Origin of the sequence: Magnetovibrio sp. (genome assembly GCF_036568125.1) — a bacterium.
Lineage (GTDB): Bacteria > Pseudomonadota > Alphaproteobacteria > Rhodospirillales > Magnetovibrionaceae > Magnetovibrio.
Map to the genome: position 1 here is coordinate 21308 of NZ_DATCTF010000010.1, position 19366 is coordinate 40673.

The 19366-nt window shown below is 54.2% G+C and carries 18 protein-coding genes and 1 tRNA gene; 9 read left to right on the plus strand and 10 right to left on the minus strand.

Features of this window, described 5'->3' with window-relative positions; translation table 11 throughout:
• Window positions 1-2 precede the first annotated feature (2 nt).
• On the minus strand, window positions 3-176 hold the full coding sequence (locus VIN96_RS04800; RefSeq protein ID WP_331894304.1) for a hypothetical protein: 174 nt from the start codon (window positions 174-176) through the stop codon (window positions 3-5).
• Between the two features lie 434 nt (window positions 177-610).
• Between VIN96_RS04800 and VIN96_RS04805 the strand changes: the two genes are divergently transcribed.
• On the plus strand, window positions 611-1069 hold the full coding sequence (locus tag VIN96_RS04805; protein WP_331894305.1) for a helix-turn-helix transcriptional regulator: 459 nt from the start codon (window positions 611-613) through the stop codon (window positions 1067-1069).
• 147 nt (window positions 1070-1216) lie between these two features.
• Window positions 1217-2887, plus strand: a complete 1671-nt coding sequence (locus VIN96_RS04810; RefSeq protein WP_331894306.1) for a formate--tetrahydrofolate ligase — start codon at window positions 1217-1219, stop codon at window positions 2885-2887.
• Window positions 2888-2905: 18 nt separating this feature from the next.
• Here the strand turns inward: VIN96_RS04810 and VIN96_RS04815 are convergent, their stop codons facing one another.
• Entirely contained in the window at window positions 2906-4636 is a 1731-nt protein-coding gene (locus tag VIN96_RS04815; protein WP_331894307.1) for a PAS domain-containing sensor histidine kinase, read from the minus strand.
• A 51-nt stretch (window positions 4637-4687) separates the two neighbouring features.
• A complete protein-coding gene (gene phnD / locus VIN96_RS04820) occupies window positions 4688-5551 on the minus strand; it encodes a phosphate/phosphite/phosphonate ABC transporter substrate-binding protein (RefSeq protein ID WP_331894309.1) in 864 nt (287 codons plus the stop codon).
• Between the two features lie 249 nt (window positions 5552-5800).
• On the opposite strand from phnD, the gene VIN96_RS04825 reads away from it, so the two are divergent.
• Window positions 5801-6121 carry a hypothetical protein gene (locus VIN96_RS04825; RefSeq protein WP_331894310.1) on the plus strand — a complete coding sequence of 107 codons (321 nt, stop codon included), beginning with the start codon at window positions 5801-5803 and terminating at the stop codon, window positions 6119-6121.
• 8 nt (window positions 6122-6129) lie between these two features.
• Here the strand turns inward: VIN96_RS04825 and ald are convergent, their stop codons facing one another.
• Window positions 6130-7242, minus strand: a complete 1113-nt coding sequence (ald, locus tag VIN96_RS04830; RefSeq protein WP_331894312.1) for an alanine dehydrogenase — start codon at window positions 7240-7242, stop codon at window positions 6130-6132.
• Between the two features lie 231 nt (window positions 7243-7473).
• On the opposite strand from ald, the gene VIN96_RS04835 reads away from it, so the two are divergent.
• Both VIN96_RS04835 and VIN96_RS04840 read left to right on the plus strand, forming a co-directional pair.
• Window positions 7474-7956, plus strand: a complete 483-nt coding sequence (locus tag VIN96_RS04835) for a translesion error-prone DNA polymerase V autoproteolytic subunit (RefSeq protein WP_331894313.1) — start codon at window positions 7474-7476, stop codon at window positions 7954-7956.
• A complete protein-coding gene (locus VIN96_RS04840) occupies window positions 7953-9236 on the plus strand; it encodes a Y-family DNA polymerase (RefSeq protein ID WP_331894315.1) in 1284 nt (427 codons plus the stop codon). Before VIN96_RS04835 ends, VIN96_RS04840 begins: the two co-directional genes overlap by 4 nt.
• A gap of 16 nt (window positions 9237-9252) precedes the next feature.
• Here VIN96_RS04840 and fliN read toward each other — a convergent pair whose 3' ends face one another.
• From fliN to VIN96_RS04865, 5 genes are all read right to left on the minus strand, one after another.
• A complete protein-coding gene (fliN, locus tag VIN96_RS04845) occupies window positions 9253-9522 on the minus strand; it encodes a flagellar motor switch protein FliN (protein WP_331894317.1) in 270 nt (89 codons plus the stop codon).
• A 101-nt stretch (window positions 9523-9623) separates the two neighbouring features.
• The gene (locus VIN96_RS04850; protein ID WP_331894318.1) at window positions 9624-10316 is read right to left on the minus strand and encodes a class I SAM-dependent methyltransferase; all 693 of its coding nucleotides are present in this window, start codon (window positions 10314-10316) and stop codon (window positions 9624-9626) included.
• Window positions 10317-10472: 156 nt separating this feature from the next.
• Window positions 10473-11393 carry a hypothetical protein gene (locus tag VIN96_RS04855; RefSeq protein ID WP_331894319.1) on the minus strand — a complete coding sequence of 307 codons (921 nt, stop codon included), beginning with the start codon at window positions 11391-11393 and terminating at the stop codon, window positions 10473-10475.
• Between the two features lie 59 nt (window positions 11394-11452).
• Window positions 11453-11992: an N-acetyltransferase family protein gene (locus VIN96_RS04860; protein ID WP_331894321.1), complete on the minus strand. Its 540-nt coding sequence runs from the start codon at window positions 11990-11992 to the stop codon at window positions 11453-11455.
• A 7-nt stretch (window positions 11993-11999) separates the two neighbouring features.
• Window positions 12000-12902 carry an N-formylglutamate amidohydrolase gene (locus tag VIN96_RS04865; RefSeq protein WP_331894323.1) on the minus strand — a complete coding sequence of 301 codons (903 nt, stop codon included), beginning with the start codon at window positions 12900-12902 and terminating at the stop codon, window positions 12000-12002.
• A 247-nt stretch (window positions 12903-13149) separates the two neighbouring features.
• Here VIN96_RS04865 and VIN96_RS04870 point away from each other — a divergent pair.
• Both VIN96_RS04870 and VIN96_RS04875 read left to right on the plus strand, forming a co-directional pair.
• Window positions 13150-13224 (plus strand) — tRNA-Val (locus tag VIN96_RS04870).
• A 970-nt stretch (window positions 13225-14194) separates the two neighbouring features.
• On the plus strand, window positions 14195-15742 hold the full coding sequence (locus tag VIN96_RS04875; protein WP_331894325.1) for a hypothetical protein: 1548 nt from the start codon (window positions 14195-14197) through the stop codon (window positions 15740-15742).
• Between the two features lie 274 nt (window positions 15743-16016).
• Here the strand turns inward: VIN96_RS04875 and VIN96_RS04880 are convergent, their stop codons facing one another.
• Entirely contained in the window at window positions 16017-16805 is a 789-nt protein-coding gene (locus tag VIN96_RS04880; RefSeq protein ID WP_331894327.1) for a hypothetical protein, read from the minus strand.
• 318 nt (window positions 16806-17123) lie between these two features.
• Here VIN96_RS04880 and VIN96_RS04885 point away from each other — a divergent pair, with 318 nt between their 5' ends.
• Complete coding sequence (locus VIN96_RS04885) at window positions 17124-19064, plus strand: hypothetical protein (protein ID WP_331894329.1); 1941 nt, start codon at window positions 17124-17126, stop codon at window positions 19062-19064.
• Window positions 19045-19341, plus strand: coding sequence for a hypothetical protein (locus VIN96_RS04890; RefSeq protein ID WP_331894331.1), 297 nt, complete (start codon window positions 19045-19047; stop codon window positions 19339-19341). The genes VIN96_RS04885 and VIN96_RS04890 overlap by 20 nt, the downstream gene beginning before the upstream one ends.
• Window positions 19342-19366: the final 25 nt, after the last annotated feature.

Consider the following 19366-nt stretch of genomic DNA (forward strand, 5'->3'; position numbering starts at 1 on the left):
TTTCAACTCTGGTCTTCATGCAACCAGCGCCGGATCACGCTGATGCTTTTGTTGGGATGGTCCTTGATGATCGTGCCAATTTTCTTTTTCAGTTCCTGAGCGCGCTGCAACCGTACGGGACGTTTTTGCATTTCGCCCGTAATTCGTTCTGCGGCGGGTTTTGTCTGGTCGATCATGAGCGCACTCAACGCACCGGTGTTCCTAAACTCTTCCACCATCATGAACGCTTATGTTTTGCGGGCCAAGAGGGAATGAGATTTTGCCCGCCATACACCCTTATTACAGGATTATGTTATATACTTAAACTCGCATATGGGGTGCGTTGGTTGCGCCGTTGCGGGTGCGGCCGATGTCGAAGGCGATACAGCACGTTATCAACTCCTTCAACGGATCAAAATAATTTGAATTTGTGGAAAACTCGAGGGTTTCAGGCATCGTTTTAATGTTTTTTTCATTTGTGAGATTAATCGTTGTCGATTATTCGGAAAAAACAGTCTATAAAGAGTTGTGGTTATTGGAGTCGTTGGTTGCGCCAAGAAAAATAAGATTTATTTGCACCATTCCGACTTATGATTGCATTTGGGAAGGGTAGAAAACAAAGGTGTTCAATATGACTGTAACTGCAAAAGCCAAAGGTGCTCCGCGCAAGACGAAAGACGGTCCTACGCCCATTGATGCACACGTTGGTGCACGCATTCGCGCCCGCCGCGGACTGTTGGGCATGAGCCAAAAAGATCTTGGCGAAAAGGTCGCTTTGACGTTTCAACAAATTCAAAAGTACGAACGTGGCGCGAACCGGATCGGCTCCGGTCGTCTGTTCGAATTCAGCCGCATTTTGGGTGTTCCCATTTCGTATTTCTTCGACGAAATGACGACCGAGCTGAAATCGTACGCCGACAAAGGCTCGAAAAAAGGCAAGCCCATTCCCGCCAGCGCGCCGGATGCGGAAATTCTGGATCGCCGCGAAACGCTGGAATTGGTCCGCACGTTCTATCAGATCGACGATGCCGTGGTGCGTCAGCGTTTTTTGGAGCTGATGCGGGAATCGGCGCGGGTATGCTCTAAGTAAGCAAACCGGTTTGACGATGACAAAGGCCGATCCACCGTTTGGTGGAGCGGCCTTTTTCGTGCGCAAATCCGTACCGGCGGATTGCGTTCCATCTCAATGCGCGTTTAAATCACGACAGCAGCAACAGCGCGGATGGGGACTATCACAATGAACGATCTGGACATCGCACGGGCGGTCACGCCTCAACCCATCGGCGACATCGCCGCCAAACTCGCTATCCCGGATGATGCTTTGGTGCGATACGGCAATGACAAGGCCAAGGTTGCGCTCGATTGGATCGATGCCCAGAAAGATCAAAACGACGGTCGCTTGGTTTTGGTCACCGCCATTTCACCGACCCCGGCGGGCGAGGGCAAGACCACCACGACGGTTGGCCTCGGCGACGGACTGTCGCGCATCGGCAAGAAAACCGCGATTTGTTTGCGTGAGCCGAGCCTGGGCCCGTGTTTCGGCATGAAGGGTGGCGCGGCGGGCGGCGGTCATGCGCAAGTCATCCCCATGGAAGACATCAACCTGCATTTTACCGGCGATTTTCACGCCATCGCGGCGGCCAACAACTTGCTCGCAGCGATGATCGACAACGCCATCTATTGGCGTCAAGACTTGCACCTGGACAATCGTCGCATCAGTTGGCGGCGCGCCGTGGACATGAACGATCGTTCGTTGCGCGACATGGTCACCAGTTTGGGCGGGGTGGCCAACGGCGCGCCCCGTCAAGGCGGGTTCGACATCACCGCCGCCAGCGAGATCATGGCGATCTTGTGCCTGGCGACCGATCTGAGCGATCTGCAACGCAGACTCGGCAACATCATCATCGGCCAAGATATGGACCAGCAACGCTTCGTGCGGGCATCCGAAATCAAGGCCGAGGGGGCCATGGCCGCGCTGCTCAAGGATGCGCTCAAGCCCAACTTGGTGCAGACCTTGGAAGGCACGCCAGCGTTCGTGCACGGTGGGCCGTTCGCCAACATCGCGCATGGTTGCAATTCGCTGATGGCCACCAAGACGGCTTTGAAGTGCGCCGATTACGTTGTCACCGAAGCCGGCTTCGGCGCGGACCTCGGCGCGGAGAAATTCTTCGACATCAAATGTCGCAAAGGCGGTCTCAAGCCCGACGCCGTGGTGCTGGTGGCGACGTTGCGCGCCCTGAAAATGCAAGGTGGGGCGCAAAAGGGCGAATACGCTCGACCCAACGAAGACGCCTTGATCAAGGGTTTCGAGAACCTGTCGCGCCACGTGGAAAACCTGCACCATTTTGGCGTGCCGGTGGTCGTTGCGCTCAATCGTTTCGCCGAGGACACGGATCAAGAGGTCGATCTATTGCGCCAGAGATGCGCCGAATTGGAGGTCGGGGCGATCGCCTGCACCCATCACGCCGACGGCGGTGCGGGGGCGGAAGAACTTGCCAAGGCGGTGGTCGCGTTGGCGCAATCCGATGCGTCTGAGTTCCGCACCCTTTACCCCGACAATATGCCGTTGTGGGACAAGACCCGCACGGTGGCGCGGATGATGTACGGCGCCCAAGGGGTGATCGCGGACAAAAAAATCCGCGCCAAGTTCAAGATGTATCAAGACGACGGTTTTGGCGATTTACCGGTGTGCATCGCCAAGACTCAGTATAGCTTTTCCACCGACCCGGACTTGCTGGGCGCGCCGTCCAACCATGTGGTGCCGGTGCGCGACGTGCGCTTGTCTGCGGGCGCGGAATTCGTGGTGGTGATCTGCGGTGACATCATGACCATGCCGGGTCTGCCGCGTCACCCGTCGGCCGAAGGCATCCGCGTCAACGCCGATGGCGAAATTGAGGGACTGTTCTAAACGGGGTCGGCGATGGCATCAGACAATGGCAAGGCTGTCTTGGTCGACCATGATCACGCGCTCTGCGGGAAAGCGAATGGTAACCGTGGTGCCTTTGTCGGGCTCGCTGAAAATTTCCATGACGCCACCATGAAGCTCAACCAATCCTTTGGTAAGCGGTAAGCCCAATCCCGTGCCTTCGTGTTTGCGCGATAGAGAACTGTCCACCTGGCCGAATTTTTCCAAGGCCTTGTTCAGGCTTGGCCCATCCATGCCGATGCCGGTGTCGGCGAAGGTGATGAGCATATTATTTTCTTCATCCAACGACGCACTACAGGTGACCGTGCCGCGTTCAGGTGTGAACTTGATGGCGTTGGAAAGAAGATTGATGAAAATCTGTTTGAGGCGGAGCGGGTCGGCCATCAGCAAGGGCAGGGTCGTGTCTTCAATACCGGTGAGCGTAATATAGGCCTCGCGGGCTTTGGGACGGATGATGTGAAGGGCGGCTTCGCAGATATCGGCGAGACTCACTTCCTCTTCCCTCAAAGTCAACTTGCCGGCCTCGACCGCGGATACATCCAAAATATCGTTGATGAGGTGTAGCAAGTGCGTGCCCGAACTGTGAATGAAGGCTGCGTATTCTTCATATTGCGGGTTGCCCATGGGGCCGAACACGCTGTGCTTCATGGTTTCCGAAAAACCGATGATGGCGTTGAGCGGCGTGCGCAGTTCGTGACTCATGTTGGCCATCAGATCGGTTTTGGCCTTGTTCGCCAATTCCGCCGCTTGTTGTGCATTGCGCATAGCCTCTTCGGCCATTTTGCGTTCGGTGATGTCTTCGTGCATCGCGACGAAATGGGTGATGACGTCATCGCTGCCGCGGATCGGGGAAATGGAGACATTGGCCCAAAATTCTGTTCCATCCTTGCGGCGGTCCTTCATTTCGTGGTGCCATTCCCGGCCCGCTTTGATGTTTGACCACAGATCTTCATGCACGCTCGCGGGCGTGTCGGGGGATTTAAGTATGTTTGGGGTGCGCCCGATGGCTTCTTCCGGGCTGTAACCGGTAATGTGGACGAACTTCGGATTGACGTACTCGATCATTCCATCGAGGTTGGTGATAAAGATCATGACGGGACTTTGTTCGACGGCGCGGACCAGTTTGCGCAAGGACTGTTCGGCTTTTTTACGAATCTCAACTTCGCTCAACAACAAGGCGGTGCGATCCTTGACCTGATCTTCCAGGTTGGTTTTTGCGGCCCTGAGTTCATGGGTTTGCGTTTCGATTTCCTGTTCCATCGGCGCGATCATCCAACGAAACAAAACAAACCACAGGGTTGTTCCCATCAGGGCCGTAAGCAGTAGAGAATAGATCGCCAAGTTCCAGCCCAAATTGGTCAGGGCATCCTTCGTTTCTGCCAAATCGTGCGCCACCGTCATGGTCAAGGATCGTGTGGCGTATTGAAAGGTGCGTTCAATTTTTAACAGATCGTTCGATGCATTTTCGTCACCGTAGGAAAAGAAAACTCGGCCGTTGTCGAATACCACCTGCAAGAAGTCGATGCCGTGGTGATTGTTCGGCCAACCAGTGAGGAGTTGAAGACCTTCTGAATAGTCATGACGCAGCATGGCGTCGGTCAGGCTGGCGCCGATCAGATCGACCTCCGTTTCCGCTTTCCGTTCCAGTCCACGGACGAGCTGTTGCTTTTGCTGGGAGTAGACATAAAAACTTGCGCTCGCGACGCATGCGCCCAATGCCGATACAAGCACGATAAAAAGCCACCTGTTCCTACGCGCCAATTGCGTTTTCATGCCATGGCCTTACGGTTCAAGAAGCGGGATGACTTGACGGAGAATATCCCGATGCAAGTCATAATCCCGATCGCTAACCGGCACGAACCCCGTCAAGGTTTCACCAATGTTTTTGAGTATGGCGAGGCCTCGGGGGGTCTGCTGCAAATCCAAAAGAGCCGTAGCGATTTTTTTTCGCAGTTCTGGGTTCATTGTGCTTCGTGTGGCGAAAACATGGGTGGAAAGGTCGGGGGAATAGGCCAGGGGGCGGATGTTCTTGTCCGCATTTTCGCGGAACACCTCCTCGGCCACGGCACCGGCATCGAAATCGCCGAATTCGACGCCGAGGATTACGTTGCTGTGGTTGCGCAGGTGTCTGTATTGGCCCAGGTCGCCCAAGCCAACTCCGGCTTGCAGCAACATGTAAACCGGCACTTGGGTGCTTAGGGTGGAATTAGCGTTGCCGAACGCCACGCGCTTGCCGACAAGGTCGGTTAGGTTTTTATAGGGGCTGTTCTTGTCGACGAATATGACGGAGCGAAAGGTTGGCGTGCCTTCAAATTCGTAACGCGCCAAAAGAGGCTTCAAACCGTACTTCTCGCCGATGGTCACATAGGTGCTGCCACCGAGAAAGGCAATGTCGATCTTGTCTTCTCCGGCCAAGCGGATGTGCTCGGCATAGTTCTTGGCCACCGTAACGTGGACTTCGCGCTCGAGCTTTTCGGACAGGTAGGTCGCGAGCGGGGTGTATTTTTCGATCAGCAGTTCGGCGTTGAGGTACGGCATGAAGCCAAGGGTCAAGGGGCGGGTGTCTGTCAGCGATGCCGCGTGCGCCTGTGTCGCCATCGCCACTAACAGCACCGAAATATACAAACATAACCGTTTGATAATCATACAATCCTCCCACCATAGGCGCAGCTTGACGCACTTTAGGGCCTCTTAAATCGTCCCCTTGCGCGTTAAGTCCGACAAATGATGCTACGAATTTCATGTGGTTACAAGTTTATGACGTTTCAAGGCATGCCTTCGGCGGCCAAACGGGGGTGACATGAGGGGGTATGCGCACCGTCACAGCACCTGCCGAGAAACCATGTCACTCTAACGTCAATGAAACAACCTGTAGCGGGAGATACGGATATGCATATGATCGCAAAGCCTACCCGCCTGATGATTAAGGGGAAAATGCCCTTTGTGCTGCCCGTTGTCATCGGCGCCGCGGCCAACGCCCTGTTTTGGGGCGGCTCGTTCATTCCCTACAACCCCGTCGAGGCTGAGTTCTTCGTCTACCTCAATGCGGCGGTGATGCTGTTGGGCATCTTGCTCGCCGTGGGCGGCGGCGTGATGGCGCTGTTGATCGGCTTGCGCCAGTTTTCCACGGCGGCCTTTGGCGGCATCGCAGCCAACTCCATCGTTTTAACGGCGGTTGGTTTGCTGATGTGGGGTGTGTTTTTTCACGCCGTCTAGAGCTTGTCCTAGAGCAAATCTTGCGGATCGGTGAAGTCGAGGCCCTGGGCCTCGGCCACCGCCCGACACGTTATCTTTCCATTCATCACGTTCAAGCCGTTCAGCAGGTGAGGGTCGTCCTTCAACGCCCTCTTCGCACCCTTGTCGGCAATGGCGAGGATGAACGGCAGCGTCGCGTTGTTGAGCGCGTAGGTCGACGTGTGCGGCACCGCGCCGGGCATGTTGGTGACCGCGTAATGCACCACGTCGTGGAGGATGTAGGTGGGATCTTTGTGGGTGGTGCCGTGGGCGGTGGCGATGCAGCCGCCTTGGTCGATGGCGACGTCGACCACCACCGCGCCCGCGCGCATGGCCTTGATCATGTCTTCGCTGACCAGCTTGGGTGCTGCGGCACCGGGGATCAGCACCCCGCCGACCACCACGTCGGCGTCGATCACGTGTTGTTCCAGGGTTTCGCTGTTGGAATAAACGGTCTTGATGCGCGCGCCGAAGCGCGCATTCAGCGCACGGAGCGTCTCGTTGCTTTTGTCCAGCACCACCACGTCCGCGCCGCTGCCCACAGCCATCAGCACCGCGTTAGTGCCCACCGTGCCGCCGCCGATGACGGCGACTTTCGCCGGGGCGACGCCGGGCACACCGCCCAGCAGCATGCCGCGTCCGCCCGCCTCGCGTTCCAAGGCATGCGCCGCGACCTGGATCGACATGCGCCCCGCGACCTCGCTCATGGGGTGGAGCAGTGGCAAGTCGCCGCGTGCCGAGGTCACGGTTTCATAAGCGATGCAGATCGCGCCGCTGGCGATCAGGTCGCTGGTTTGCGCCGCGTCCGGGGCCAGATGCAGATAGGTGAACAGGATTTGACCGGGGCGCAAGTGGGCGCGTTCGACCGCCTGGGGTTCCTTGACCTTCACCACCAAGTCGGCTGTGGCCCACACAACGGCCGCATCCGCCGCGATGGTCGCGCCGAGCTTTTCGTAATCTTGGTCCGATGCGCCGATGCCGATGCCGGCGTTGCTTTCGACCACCACCCGATGGCCGTGGGCGATGGCCTCGCGCACGCTGGCGGGGGTCATGCCGACGCGAAACTCGCCGACTTTGATTTCTTTCGGAACGCCGATCAACATCACGCACCTCCCGGTTGCTAGGTCCTGTGCCATTCTCTTTCAGTATGAACCGCTAAGGGGCGTTTGCAAGGCCGTTGAAGGGGGGCGCATGACATGTTATGTTCTTGTTTCGTTCTTTTGCGATGTTGCCCAAGAAGAGGAGCCGCAGCCATGTCCCATCCGTTGGCGAAACCCCCATTGAGCCGGCCTATATCCCCGGCGCTCGCCCCGCCCCGCCCCCCGGTGTCCCCGATGCCGCCGGCGTATCAAACGCCGCCGGTGTGGCTGTCGTTGGGCCAGGGACGGGCGTGGCGCGCCGGGGCGAAGACCAAGCGTCCGTTGCCGGTGCTGGCCAGTCCGGTGCGTGCCGGGTTTCCGTCGCCGGCCGAGGACTATATCGAAGGCAGCCTGGATCTGAACCGCCACTTGATCCGCCATCCGGCGGCGACGTTCATCGTGCGGGTCGAGGGTGAATCGATGACCGGCGCGGGCATTTTCCCCGGCGACCTGCTGGTGGTGGATCGCAGTGTCGAGCCCCATGACGGCCACGTGGTGATCGCGGTGGTCGAGGGCGAGTTGACGGTCAAGCGTCTCAAGGGACGGCGCGGCGCGTGGCGGTTGGTGGCGGAACACCCCGATTTTCCGCCCATCCATCTGGCCAACGATGAAGAGGGGGGCGAAACCTCGGCCATTTGGGGGGTGGTCACCAATTCGGTGCGGAACTTGTCGAAATGACGCGCCTTTATGCCCTCATCGACTGCAATAACTTTTACGCTTCGTGCGAGCGCGTGTTCCGCCCCGACCTGGAAGGCCGTCCGGTGGCAGTGCTATCCAACAACGACGGCTGCATCGTGGCGCGCTCCAGCGAGGTCAAGACCATCGGCATCCCTATGGGCGTGCCGTACTTCAAGGTGCGCGATTTGTTGACGCGTTACGACGTGCAGGTGTTTTCATCCAATTACGAACTGTACGGCGATATGTCGGCGCGGGTGATGGCGGTGCTCGGTCAGTTCAGTCCCGATGTGGAAATCTATTCCATCGACGAGGCGTTTTTGGGGCTCGACGGGTTCGACGGCTGGGACCTCTATGCCCATGCGCGCGCGCTGCGCGCCACGGTCAAGCGCTGGACCGGAATTCCGGTGTCCGTCGGCATTGCGCCGACCAAGAGCTTGGCCAAGCTGGCGGCGGAGCGGGCGAAGAAAAATCCGGCTCTGGGCGGCGTCGCAGTGTTGGGCGACGAGCGGACGCGGGAGGCCGCGCTGGCCGCGACCCCGGTGGGCGACGTGTGGGGCATCGGACGTCAATGGTCGAAACGCCTGAAGGCCCTGGGCGTGCTCAGCGCGCTGGACTTCACCCGCCAATCGCAACACTGGGTGCGCAAACATATGGGCGTCACCGGTGCGCGCACCCAGGTGGAGCTGTTGGGCACGCCGTGTTTTGCGTTGGAAAGTCAGCCGCCGGATCGCAAGTCTTGCGTGGCGTCGCGGTCTTTTTCGCGTCCGGTGATGGACTTCGACGACGTCAAGGACGCCATCGCCACCTTCGCCGCGCGGGCGGGCGAACGCCTGCGCCAAGGCGGACTGGTGGCCGGCCAAGTCACGGCGTTCGCGCTGACCGATCGGTTCAACACCCGCCAGCCCCAATGCCAGGCCAGCGCCACGGTGGCGCTGGCGAGCCCGTCGAACCTAACCGCGGATTTGACCGCGGCGGCGGTGCGGGCGTTACGCCAGGCCTACAAACCGGGCTTTGGCTATAAAAAGGCCGGGGTGATGATGCTCGACCTCGCCCCGGCGGGGGCGGCGCAGCAAAGCCTGTTCGCACCCCCGGCGGTTCGCCAGGACAAGGCCGAGCGGCTGCAAAACGCTTTGGACCGCCTGAACGGTGGGCACAGGGGTGGACGCGATCTGGTGCGGTTGGGGGCGACGGGGTTCGGCAGCGGCTGGCATCTGCGCCGCGAACACCGTTCGCCGCGTTACACCACCGCGTGGGCGGAGTTGCGCACCGTGCGCGCTTAAAGGACAGCCGTAAACGTCAGCGGCTGATGTTGGTTTTGTAGATTTTGGTCATGGTGATGGCGAGGTGATCCTCGACCACGACCACTTCGCCGCGGGCGATGAGGTTGCCGTTGGCCTTGATCTCGATGTCTTCGCCGACGCTGCGTTCCAACTGAACCACGGCGCCGCGACCCATCTTGAGAAGCTGGCTGACCTTCATGTTGGCGGTGCCCAGAACGGCCGTGACTTCGAGCGGCACGTCCAACAGGGCCTTGTGCTCGTCTTCCTCGTTTATGCCATTTGCCATGATTGCTCTCAGTTCGCGAATCGGTTCAACAGGCGCTCAGTATAGCGCCTTATCTCTTAAACGACCATGAACGGCGTGACGGGTGGCGAAAATGCGGGAATTCAGTCTTTGCTGAACAGATTGACGCGCATCGGCTGGTCGAACGAGAACCCGCCGTCGGTGGGCTGGCCCAGGCGCGCGAAGGCGTCCCGCAGGTCGTCTTCCAGACGCGCGAATTCTTCTTCGCGCTGCGGGTTGATGCGCAGCATGCGTTCTTTGAAGTGGGCGAAGTCTTTGTGCTGGGCCGGGTGGACGTAGGTGAACTCGTTTTGCAGCGAGAGGCCGAATTGATCGGCCCCTTGAAGAGCCTCATAGGCCTTGGCGCGCACCACGGTTTCGTCGTGCACGGGCTGCATCAACTCGAAATGCGGGCCTTCGGCAATCGGTTCGCAGACGTACAGGAAGCCGCCCGATTTCAACACCCGCGCCGCCTCGCGCAGGGCTTGGCCCATATTGTCCACATCGACGTGATGCAGGCTGTTGAAAAACACCGCGATGTCGATGCTGTCGGGGGCGAACGGCAGGTCTTCGGCGCGACCGGCGTAATACACTTCGTCCGCCACGGGTTTTTCCGCGTGGGCTTTTTCCAACTGCTCAGGGTTGCATTCGATGCCGAAGGCTTTGGCCCCGTGGCGTGTCATCAAACGCACCAGATGACCTTCGCCGCAGCCGATATCGACGACCTTTTTGTCATGGAAATCAAGCGTCGCGGTCAGAACTTCGCTGTTGGTGCGTGGGGTGAGAGGTGCCGTCATAGCCTTGCCGTTAAAAGTGTGGAGCCGCGCCCGTCTGCGAGACACCAATATAGTGTCGTTCGCGCGTCAAACAATGGGGAGCCTCTTTTAGGACGAGCGCACCGCCACGGCAACCGTGAAATTGTCACCAGGGCGTGAGCTTAAAAGCAGGGACAATCAATTGACGTTGGATTGACGCCACGCCGCCAATTGCGCCTGACGGCGCTGGGCGAAGGTGTCCTCACGACTTGCGCCGGTCGGCCGCATCAGGTGTGCACCGGGTTTCAAGGCGTTGACGCGATTGGCGATTTCTTGGCCGGGGCGGACGCTGGTGGTGGTGTCGCGGCGGATCTTGAAGGCTTTGTTGAAGCGTTGCGTGGCGTTGGGGTCGGGCTGAACGATCAGCGCCTTGTGATGCGGCAGGGCGCTGGATGCATCGCCGGGCGTGGCGGTGCTGGCGGTCATGAAGTCGGCGCTGGCGGTCTTTTGCCACAGTTTCGAAACTTTGAGGCGGTAGTTGTGGTTGAGCTCGGGCGTGGTGGAATGATAATCCCCTGCCGCTTGCAGCCACGATCGCGACACCGCATGACGCGCCTTGAGGAAACCCGCGGCGTAGGCGGCGTTGGCGCGGGCGTCGAAGGCCTGTTCGATGCTGGCGAAGGCATCGGGGTGGTATTTCAGATTGATCTGCATGCAGCCGACGTCGATGTTTTGCACGCCGTCGGCTTGCAAAGACTGCACGAATGCGATGGCATCGATGCGGTTGGGCAGAAAATGCCCCTTGCCGCCGGTCGTGACGGTCCATGGCCAGGCAATAATTTCCCCCCCTTTGCGGACGCGCGCGTCACCGACGTCTTCGAACCAGCGCCCCGACTCGGCCAGTGAAATGGCCTGCAAAAGGCCGTGCGGGATGGTGTGGCGGCGTTCTTGCTCGGCAATGGCGGAAATGCAGGTATTTGCTTCTTTTTCATAGGCTTGTGCCGTTTCCGCAAGCGGCGCGGACAGGGCGCGGTCAGCCAAAAGCAAGACAATACCCGCAGTCAATCCGGCCAGAATCGGGCGGGTGTAGGCGAAACGGAAAAGGGGTGTGGCTGTCATCATCATGCCCTCAGCGTAGCAAAGGGCATGCCAGCTTGAGGCAATGTTTGAAGCGCGATTTATTCGGGCAGGGTGCTGTCGCCGGGCCCGAGCGGGCGTTGCATGATGATCGTATCCACCCACGCGCCGAATTTGAAACCGGTGGACTTCAAGTGCCCGGCCTGCGCGAAGCCGTGACGCTTGTGCAGATTGATCGATGCAACGTTCTGCGCGCCGCCGATGACGGCGACCATTTGCCGATAGCCCAGTTGAGTGCAGCGCTCGATCAAGGTGCCGAGAAGCTGCGAGCCGATGCCTTTGCCGGTCGCCTCGGGATCGACGTAGATGGAATCTTCCACCGTGTGGCGATACGCGGAACGGGGGCGGAAACTGGTTGCGTAGGCAAATCCGTGAACCACGCCGTCGAGTTCCGCGACGATGTACGGCGCCCCGCCGTTCACAACGCCCTGGCGGCGCTCCGCGATGGTGTGCACGTTGGGCGCGACTTCTTCGAAGCTGGCGGTGCCGGTCTGCACATGGTGGGCGTAAATGCGCTGGATGTCGGCCACGTCTTCGGGCCGGGAATCGCGGATGACGATGTGGCTTGCAATATCGGTCATGACCGCCTCACCGTTGCAAAAGACTTTGGTCGATGCCGACCAAGGCCTCGATCAAACGGCCGAGGTCTTGCGCCAGCTTGGCGAACCCATCCGAACGCGTGATGGTTTGCTCGTCCATATACAACGCGCGGTTCACCTCGATTTGCAAGGCGTGCTTGTTCTCGAACGGCTTGCCGTAATTGCGCGTGGTGAAGCCGCCGGCGTAAGGGGTGTTCAACACGACCCGGTAGCCCATGTCGCGCAACACCTGATGGGCCAAATTGGTGACGCGTTGGGTGCAGGCGGTGCCGTTGGCGTCGCCCAGCACCATGTCGACGCGGTTGTCGCCGGGGTCGCGGTCCATGGGCCCGCCGATCGACGGCATGGAATGGCAATCGATCAGCAGATAGGTGCCGAATTGTTCGTGGGTGCGCTGCAAAAGCGCATCGAGGGCGGCGTGATAGGGCTTGTAGCAATGCTCAACACGGCTTTGCGCTTCAATGAAGGTGATCTTGCCGGCGTAAATTTCTGCGCCGTCGGTGACCACCTTGGCGACGGTGCCGAGCCCGGCGCGCACCCGCGGGCTGGTGGTGTTGACCCAACCGGGAAGGCGTTCGTCGAACATGTCGGGGTCCAGTTCCCATGGCTCGCGATTGGGGTCGGCGTAAGCGCGGGGGAAATGGGCGCGGATCAGCGGCGTGCCGAAATGCGGGGCCTGTTCGTATAGCTCGTCGACGAACGCATCTTCGGACCGGCGCAGCGACACCGGGTCCAACTGGCTGGCGGCGACGAACGATGCGGGGTAGTCGTGGCCGCTGTGGGGCGATGCGAACACCACCGGCGCGGTCTGCACCAGCGGTTCCAAGATGTCGAACGGCGTTTCGACTTCTGGGTCCAGCAAAGGCGTGGCATTGAGCGCGGTGGTCGTCATCGGTGGCGGAAATCCAATTTGTGGGGCGGCGAATCTGAGGGCGTGTGAACAAGAGCGAACGCTGTGCCCACCCCTGACTTAAAGGTGTTACAGATTGAGAACCGCCCTGGCAACGCCAAATTCACCGCCGTTCACACAAGTTGAGCGCCTTGATCGTGATTGAGGGCTTGCCAAGCCCGCCGGATCGGATTAAAAAGCCGCGTCCGCCGCACAAAACCGCATATTCGCGTCGGACCCGATACCAATCGGGCGCGTAGCTCAGCGGGAGAGCACTTCGTTGACATCGAAGGGGTCACTGGTTCAATCCCAGTCGTGCCCACCATGATAACCCCCAGGGAAACCTGGGGGTTTTCTCTTTAGAGGCCTTGCACCTCTCCGTGAAAATTAACGTCGTGCACAGTGATTCTACTCTATTTCTGTGCATGGTCAACGAAGTCGCTAGAACCCTAGCGGGTTCTGCTGTGGCTCTCTCGCTGAGCTACGAATCCTCCAAACGAAGTAAGAGGCGTGCTGTCAGCAAACACATAGTGGTTTTCTGGGGGCAAGTCTTAATGGGGGGCAGAGGGGGGGAGGGGCTCTTCTATATACGTGCATTCAGCCTTCAAATTTTCGCAGCAAAAACAGGTGGTAGGCCAATTCGCTCTTGACAAACGCTCTTTATGATTGTATATATTTATCCATATTTTAAGAACGGTGAAACGAGCCGTTATATTTTTAAGTTATTTTGAGCCCTAACGGGATCTGTTTTTTTAAAGTGCTAGGCACCTGATATTACGAACAAAACTCTGCCTCAAATATCTTAACTTTAGAACGCTCTGTTCCCCCATACCATGATGGGAAGTAGCCGTGTACGTGTGATGAAGTGCACGTTAAACATGGCTTGCCGGGCTATCACACTCATAGCTCGCTAAATAAGTGTGTCTCGAAAGCGGGAGGATACCGCTAGGTGGCTGAAATGCCGCAAGTGCCAGGCCCAGTAAACGGCTGGGAACCATGTTCGTTTGGCCCTGGTGCAGTCCCAATGATTTGTTGGCCGTATGTGTTCAAGTGCCGTTCCTAGCACGGTGTTGATTGACCAATGTGCCGCCCACAATAGGAACTCATTTAAAGGCGTTTATAACCCTCATTATCGAGGTCTATGCCGGGGAGATGTGGAGGTGCTTATGCATGCTCCTGTGACCCAGGCTGATAACACATAACATATTGAAAACATATAATAATAACATGAAACATCACGAGATACCCCTATGAGGTTAGGATGTTTCTATATTTGATCGAATAGGATAAGGAAAATGGATGATTTATATAACTCTCGACGTAATCGGACTGATCTGACCTCAGCACACCGCAATGTGCGAGAGGTCGTGAATTGGTTTTTCCGGCATTACCAAGCGTATGCCCGGCGTGCTGGCAAGCCGCTTGTTTCTTCCAAAAACATCGATGAATACAAAAGACATATACGACTGATCATTTTAGACCTTCTCTCAGCATGGGAGGGGGATAAGGCAAAATTCGTTGGCTACAATCGGGGAAAGCGCTACTTCATTAAGGATGGTCCATATTGGAACTACAAGAGCGGGACATCTCGTATTAGCAATATCATTTACACTAATGTTATTGATTTTCTTGCTGCTGAAAAATTCATTGATCATCACCCTAGACGTAAAGGTTTTCCGGGAATCTCATCAAGGATGCGGGCCTCATACAGACTGATCAGGGTCTTCTCCGCTCGTAGATTAAATTGGGCCTGTATCGATGTCTTTGACGGCCCTGAGATTATCGTCAAACATGGTGATGAGTACGTCCCCTATCCAACTGCCGAGGGCTTTGGGCTAGATCGAGCTTTTGAGAATGTAAGGCGTATAAATTCTACCCTTCAAACGACCTTCATCAATCTGCGCATCTCTGATCAAGAGATGGAGAATTTGAAAAAACGGATGGCTAGGGAACAGGTCTTGGATGACGATGAAGAACCGCGTGAACCCTTTGAATTTTCCAATCGAACGCTAAGACGCATCTTTGCCAATGGCACGTTCAACAATGGCGGACGTTTCTACGGTGGATGGTGGCAAGGCATTCCTAGCCAGTTCAGGAAATATATCGAGATTGATGGTGCTATGACCGTGGAGATGGACTATTCCACAATGCAACCCCGGATGCTTTATGCTCTCGTACACGAAACTCCTCCTAACGATGCATATATTTTAGAGGGGTGGGATTCTGGTCTACGGCCCATTATCAAGAAGGCGTTTAACCAACTGCTGAATAGCGCCACGTCGTCTCGGCATCAAAACCAATGGCATCGCTTTGCTCCTGACCTTTTGCCCGATCCCTTGCCTAGTAATTGGGGCAGTATGAGCAAGCATGAACGCAATCTAGCGTGCCGGAACATGTTTGAGGCGATGACGGGCCGAGACTATTCAAATCTGTTGCGCGATTTGCTCGAAGTCCATACCCCGATTGAACAGTTCTTCTTCTCAGGCACATGGGGGAAAATGCAGCGGAAAGACTCAGATATTGCTGAACGGGTGATGTTGAAACTTCTGAATTTACCCAGACCAGTAACTGCTCTGCCAATCCACGATTCGTTTATTGTCAGGAGAGGAGCGGAGAAGACACTGCACAACGCAATGGAGGAAGCCTTCGAAGAAGTGGTTGGCCTTAAGCCAGAGATTGATCGTGATGAAACGGTCTTTGATCTGCCCAGTGAGGACTATGTTCCAGGCCTTGTTATTCCTGACGAAGATTTTGGAATGGAGGTTTTGAAAGATATAGAAGCATATTCTGGATACTATCGCCGAGAAGCAGAATGGACATCTATTCATGGTCCAATCGATTAGGGATTGTTCCTAAACGCAAGGAAGCAGAAGGATATTTGGTGATATACCGTCGTTATCCTTCTTCCTTCGTACATCCTTCTTCCTTCGTACATCCTTTCCCTTCGTATACTCCTAAATCCCCCCTTACTGGACCACTACGCATTGAGAAATTGGTGGGCCTCAATGTTGCCAGAAATAATGTCCACTTGTCGGAGCATTACGGACATTTACAAGCTATTGCGTGAAGGCCTGCAAATGACCCGAAGCGGGCATTGTATCAATTCAAGTGGCAGCACTATTCCTCGTAGCACATTTTATCGTAACAACTCTCACAAACATAGATTGGGTCCGGCGAATGTTGATCAATATCCAAATCAACAGCATCTGTTTCAGAGATGATTGCTGAACACTCCCTACAGGTAATCGCGCTTTCCGTTTGATCACATAGGTGACAAGTGAACAAATCCCCACTTAAGGAAACAGTATCGGTCGCACCGCAATGGGGACAATTGTAGTTGGAGTCATCGTCGTTTTCTTCTGTAGCGGTTGCCCTAGCATTTTCCAATCTAGACTTGTACTCGTCAGCTAACGAGACAAACGCGGGGTAACGCATTACGTCAATTTTTTCATCAAAATTTAAAGTTGAGTGACTTTCATTAAAATCAATAAATGCTCGGACTAACCTGCCCAGGGTTAGTCGCACTTCCCTGGTATCCATCTTGAATTCATGATGTTCAATTTTATTTCGTAATTTCTTTAACCACTCCATATCCTGTTTGAATTCTTCTTGGATAGGTTTCCCTTCATTTTTTAAAAATTGAACAGCTTCCCAGAGACCAATTGTGGTTGCATCCTTCCGCCCCCGAGAGGTCTCTAGACTCTTGCTGTAGGGGTTTTTGTAAATCAGTAAGGGATGAGATTTGCTGACGTAATATTTGAACATCAACTCAATGAAATGAGAAAAGTGGGTAATCGCAAATTTATATGATTTTGTGTCTCCATCAATCCCTTCGTTGTACTTCCGCAAAGCTTCATTGAGACTATCAACAGCATTTTCCAACAGTGTTAACCTCTCCAGCGCCATCAATCTGTTCCTTTTTGTCTCACTCTGCAGTCGCTTATCAGAAGCGAAGATGCCTTGGTACATCCCGCAGCCTATCCTGGTAAATCTCTTGAATTAATTGTATAACACAAGTTGGTCACTATCATATGATATGCGGGGTTCGACAGGGTTTGTGTAACTTTTGCTGCTACAGCATAGGTGAAACTAGATTCTGTGTAATCTCAGATGAAGAACAATGGGACCGGGGGATCAATGATAAAAATTGACTTTCACATTCATACTGTTTGCACACCCAGCGATGCACATTTTGTTTTTGATATGGATCGCTTAAAGGATTACGTGGGCAGTGCAAACCTTGATTCCATTGCAATCACAAATCACAACACCTTTGACGTAAAGCAATATGTAAAAATCAAGAATGAATTGGGCATTACAGTCTACCCAGGAATTGAAATTAATTTGGATACAGGGCATTTGCTTCTCATAGCAAATGGAGACGACCCATATGAATTCCACGAACAATGTGCGGTAGTGGAAAGTCTGATTCCAAACCCAACAGATTCAATTTCTGTTGCAGACCTTCAAAGAGAGTTTGGGGACCTAAGCAATTTCATCCTGATTCCGCACTATGACAAGAAACCTTCTATACCAAAGCATGTCATAGAGGAGTTGTCAGACTTCATTACCGCTGGGGAGGTGATGAGTCCGAAAAAATTCATGTATTCAATTAAGGATGCCGAGCGACTTGTCCCCGTGTATTTTAGCGACAGCAGAATGTCTCAGGAACTCAACATTATCCCAACACGTCAAACCTACTTAGCATGTGATGACACAAACTTTTCTTCCATAAAAAACTGTCTACGTGACAAGGCTAAGGTGTCTCTGTCTCCCGAGGAGGGGAGCTATTTATTTGAAGTGTTCGCGAATGGCCAGCGGTTATCTACAGGTTTAAATGTCGTGGTTGGTGAAAGATCATCAGGCAAGTCATACACACTTGATAAAATATATCGGGAAGCAAATGTTGACGTTAAATACATCAAGCAGTTTTCTTTGGTTGCAAGAAATTCTGAAGAGGACGAAAGAAAATTCGATAAGATATTAAGCGCCAAGCATAGCTTACTAACACGCGAATACCTGGAAGAACTCCAACATGTTGTAAACGATATCATAGACGTTGATATCGAAGCTGACTTGAGGTCGGTGTCAAGTTACGTGGCATCACTTGTAAAGTTTGCATCGGAATCGGAAAGACGGGATGCCTTTTCAAATGCAAAATTATTTAGTGAAGAAAAGTTTCAGGTTTCAGACCAATCAAGTTTGGTGAAGCTGATTGATTCGACCAAGCACCTAATGAGAAATGATGAGTTCAGGAGTATAATTGATAAGCATGTCTCAGTTGAAACTTTAAAGAAATTACTCGTTGAATTGATGATGGAGTTCACGACTAGGGAGGAGGGAAGGTTAAAACGAATATGGCTGAATGAAATTATTGGCAGTGTGAAGGAAAAGCTTCAAATCAAAACCTCAGCCACCCCTATTGAGGAAATAGACCTCTACAACATAGCAATGAACATGAACAAAGTTTCAAAATTTGAAGAGGTCGTCAATTTAGCAAGAGTTGAACGTGAAATTAAACGAACCAGCACCAAAGACTTCGCTGTCGTCGCAAAGGCATTAAAATTTTCAGGCGCTGGTGAACTGAAAAAATTAAGTGGTCGACAGGTTGCATTTAGAGACGCTTACACAGTCTATGAAAGCCCCTACAAGTTCCTTCAAGAATTGAAAGAGATTGATGGGTTAGCAAAAGCCGACCTTTATAAGTACTTCGCAAACATTGAGTACAAAGTTTTAAATCGTGATGGGGCTGAAGCGTCTGGTGGCGAACGATCTGAATTTAATTTGCTACACGTTATTCAGGATGCCCTGCAATACGACATGTTACTCATCGACGAACCCGAATCTTCATTTGACAACATATTTTTGAAAAGCGAAGTCAACGAGATGATCAAAGACATCTCAAAGACAATGCCCGTGGTACTCGTAACACATAACAGCACTGTCGGAGCGTCGATATTACCCGACTACCTACTATGCACTAAAAAAGAAATTGAAGACGGTAAACCCATATATCGAGTTTACTCCGGTGACCCAATGGGCAAAAAACTTACCTCCGTCGATGGAGCAGAACTGGATACATTTAACGTAACAATGGGATGCCTTGAAGCTGGAACAGAAGCTTATGAAGAAAGGAGGAAAGGGTATGAAAATCTTAAAAATTGAGAATGGACAAGGCTTCTTTAAATATTCAGAATCAGCAGGCTGGGAAGCTATTGACCAAATCGATAAGGATGGGTTGATGGGTTTGTTGAACTGTTATCTAGAGAATGCTGTTGAAATGGATGAGTTTGATGAGTCTAACCTTTCACACCAAGCTCAACAGATCATATACAAAAGCGTCTACGAAAAATTTAAAACCTTAGATGACAATAAAGAGAAGTTTAAGGATGAAAGTGAACGGCAATATTTGACTGCAATTCAGAAATATCAGTCTACATAGATTAGATGGTCTTTTCAGTAACATG

Bases quoted from the DNA above. Each gene is read 5' to 3' on its own strand.
- VIN96_RS04840 (WP_331894315.1), top strand. From the start codon at position 7,953: ATGACGCGCCTTTATGCCCTCATCGACTGCAATAACTTTTACGCTTCG.
- VIN96_RS04835 (WP_331894313.1), top strand. From the start codon at position 7,474: ATGCCGCCGGCGTATCAAACGCCGCCGGTGTGGCTGTCGTTGGGCCAG.
- VIN96_RS04875 (WP_331894325.1), top strand. From the start codon at position 14,195: ATGGATGATTTATATAACTCTCGACGTAATCGGACTGATCTGACCTCA.
- VIN96_RS04810 (WP_331894306.1), top strand. From the start codon at position 1,217: ATGAACGATCTGGACATCGCACGGGCGGTCACGCCTCAACCCATCGGC.
- fliN (WP_331894317.1), bottom strand. From the start codon at position 9,522: ATGGCAAATGGCATAAACGAGGAAGACGAGCACAAGGCCCTGTTGGAC.
- VIN96_RS04825 (WP_331894310.1), top strand. From the start codon at position 5,801: ATGATCGCAAAGCCTACCCGCCTGATGATTAAGGGGAAAATGCCCTTT.
- VIN96_RS04805 (WP_331894305.1), top strand. From the start codon at position 611: ATGACTGTAACTGCAAAAGCCAAAGGTGCTCCGCGCAAGACGAAAGAC.
- ald (WP_331894312.1), bottom strand. From the start codon at position 7,242: ATGTTGATCGGCGTTCCGAAAGAAATCAAAGTCGGCGAGTTTCGCGTC.
- VIN96_RS04860 (WP_331894321.1), bottom strand. From the start codon at position 11,992: ATGACCGATATTGCAAGCCACATCGTCATCCGCGATTCCCGGCCCGAA.
- VIN96_RS04880 (WP_331894327.1), bottom strand. From the start codon at position 16,805: ATGGCGCTGGAGAGGTTAACACTGTTGGAAAATGCTGTTGATAGTCTC.
- VIN96_RS04855 (WP_331894319.1), bottom strand. From the start codon at position 11,393: ATGACAGCCACACCCCTTTTCCGTTTCGCCTACACCCGCCCGATTCTG.
- VIN96_RS04800 (WP_331894304.1), bottom strand. From the start codon at position 176: ATGATCGACCAGACAAAACCCGCCGCAGAACGAATTACGGGCGAAATG.
- VIN96_RS04850 (WP_331894318.1), bottom strand. From the start codon at position 10,316: ATGACGGCACCTCTCACCCCACGCACCAACAGCGAAGTTCTGACCGCG.
- phnD (WP_331894309.1), bottom strand. From the start codon at position 5,551: ATGATTATCAAACGGTTATGTTTGTATATTTCGGTGCTGTTAGTGGCG.
- VIN96_RS04890 (WP_331894331.1), top strand. From the start codon at position 19,045: ATGAAAATCTTAAAAATTGAGAATGGACAAGGCTTCTTTAAATATTCA.
- VIN96_RS04865 (WP_331894323.1), bottom strand. From the start codon at position 12,902: ATGACGACCACCGCGCTCAATGCCACGCCTTTGCTGGACCCAGAAGTC.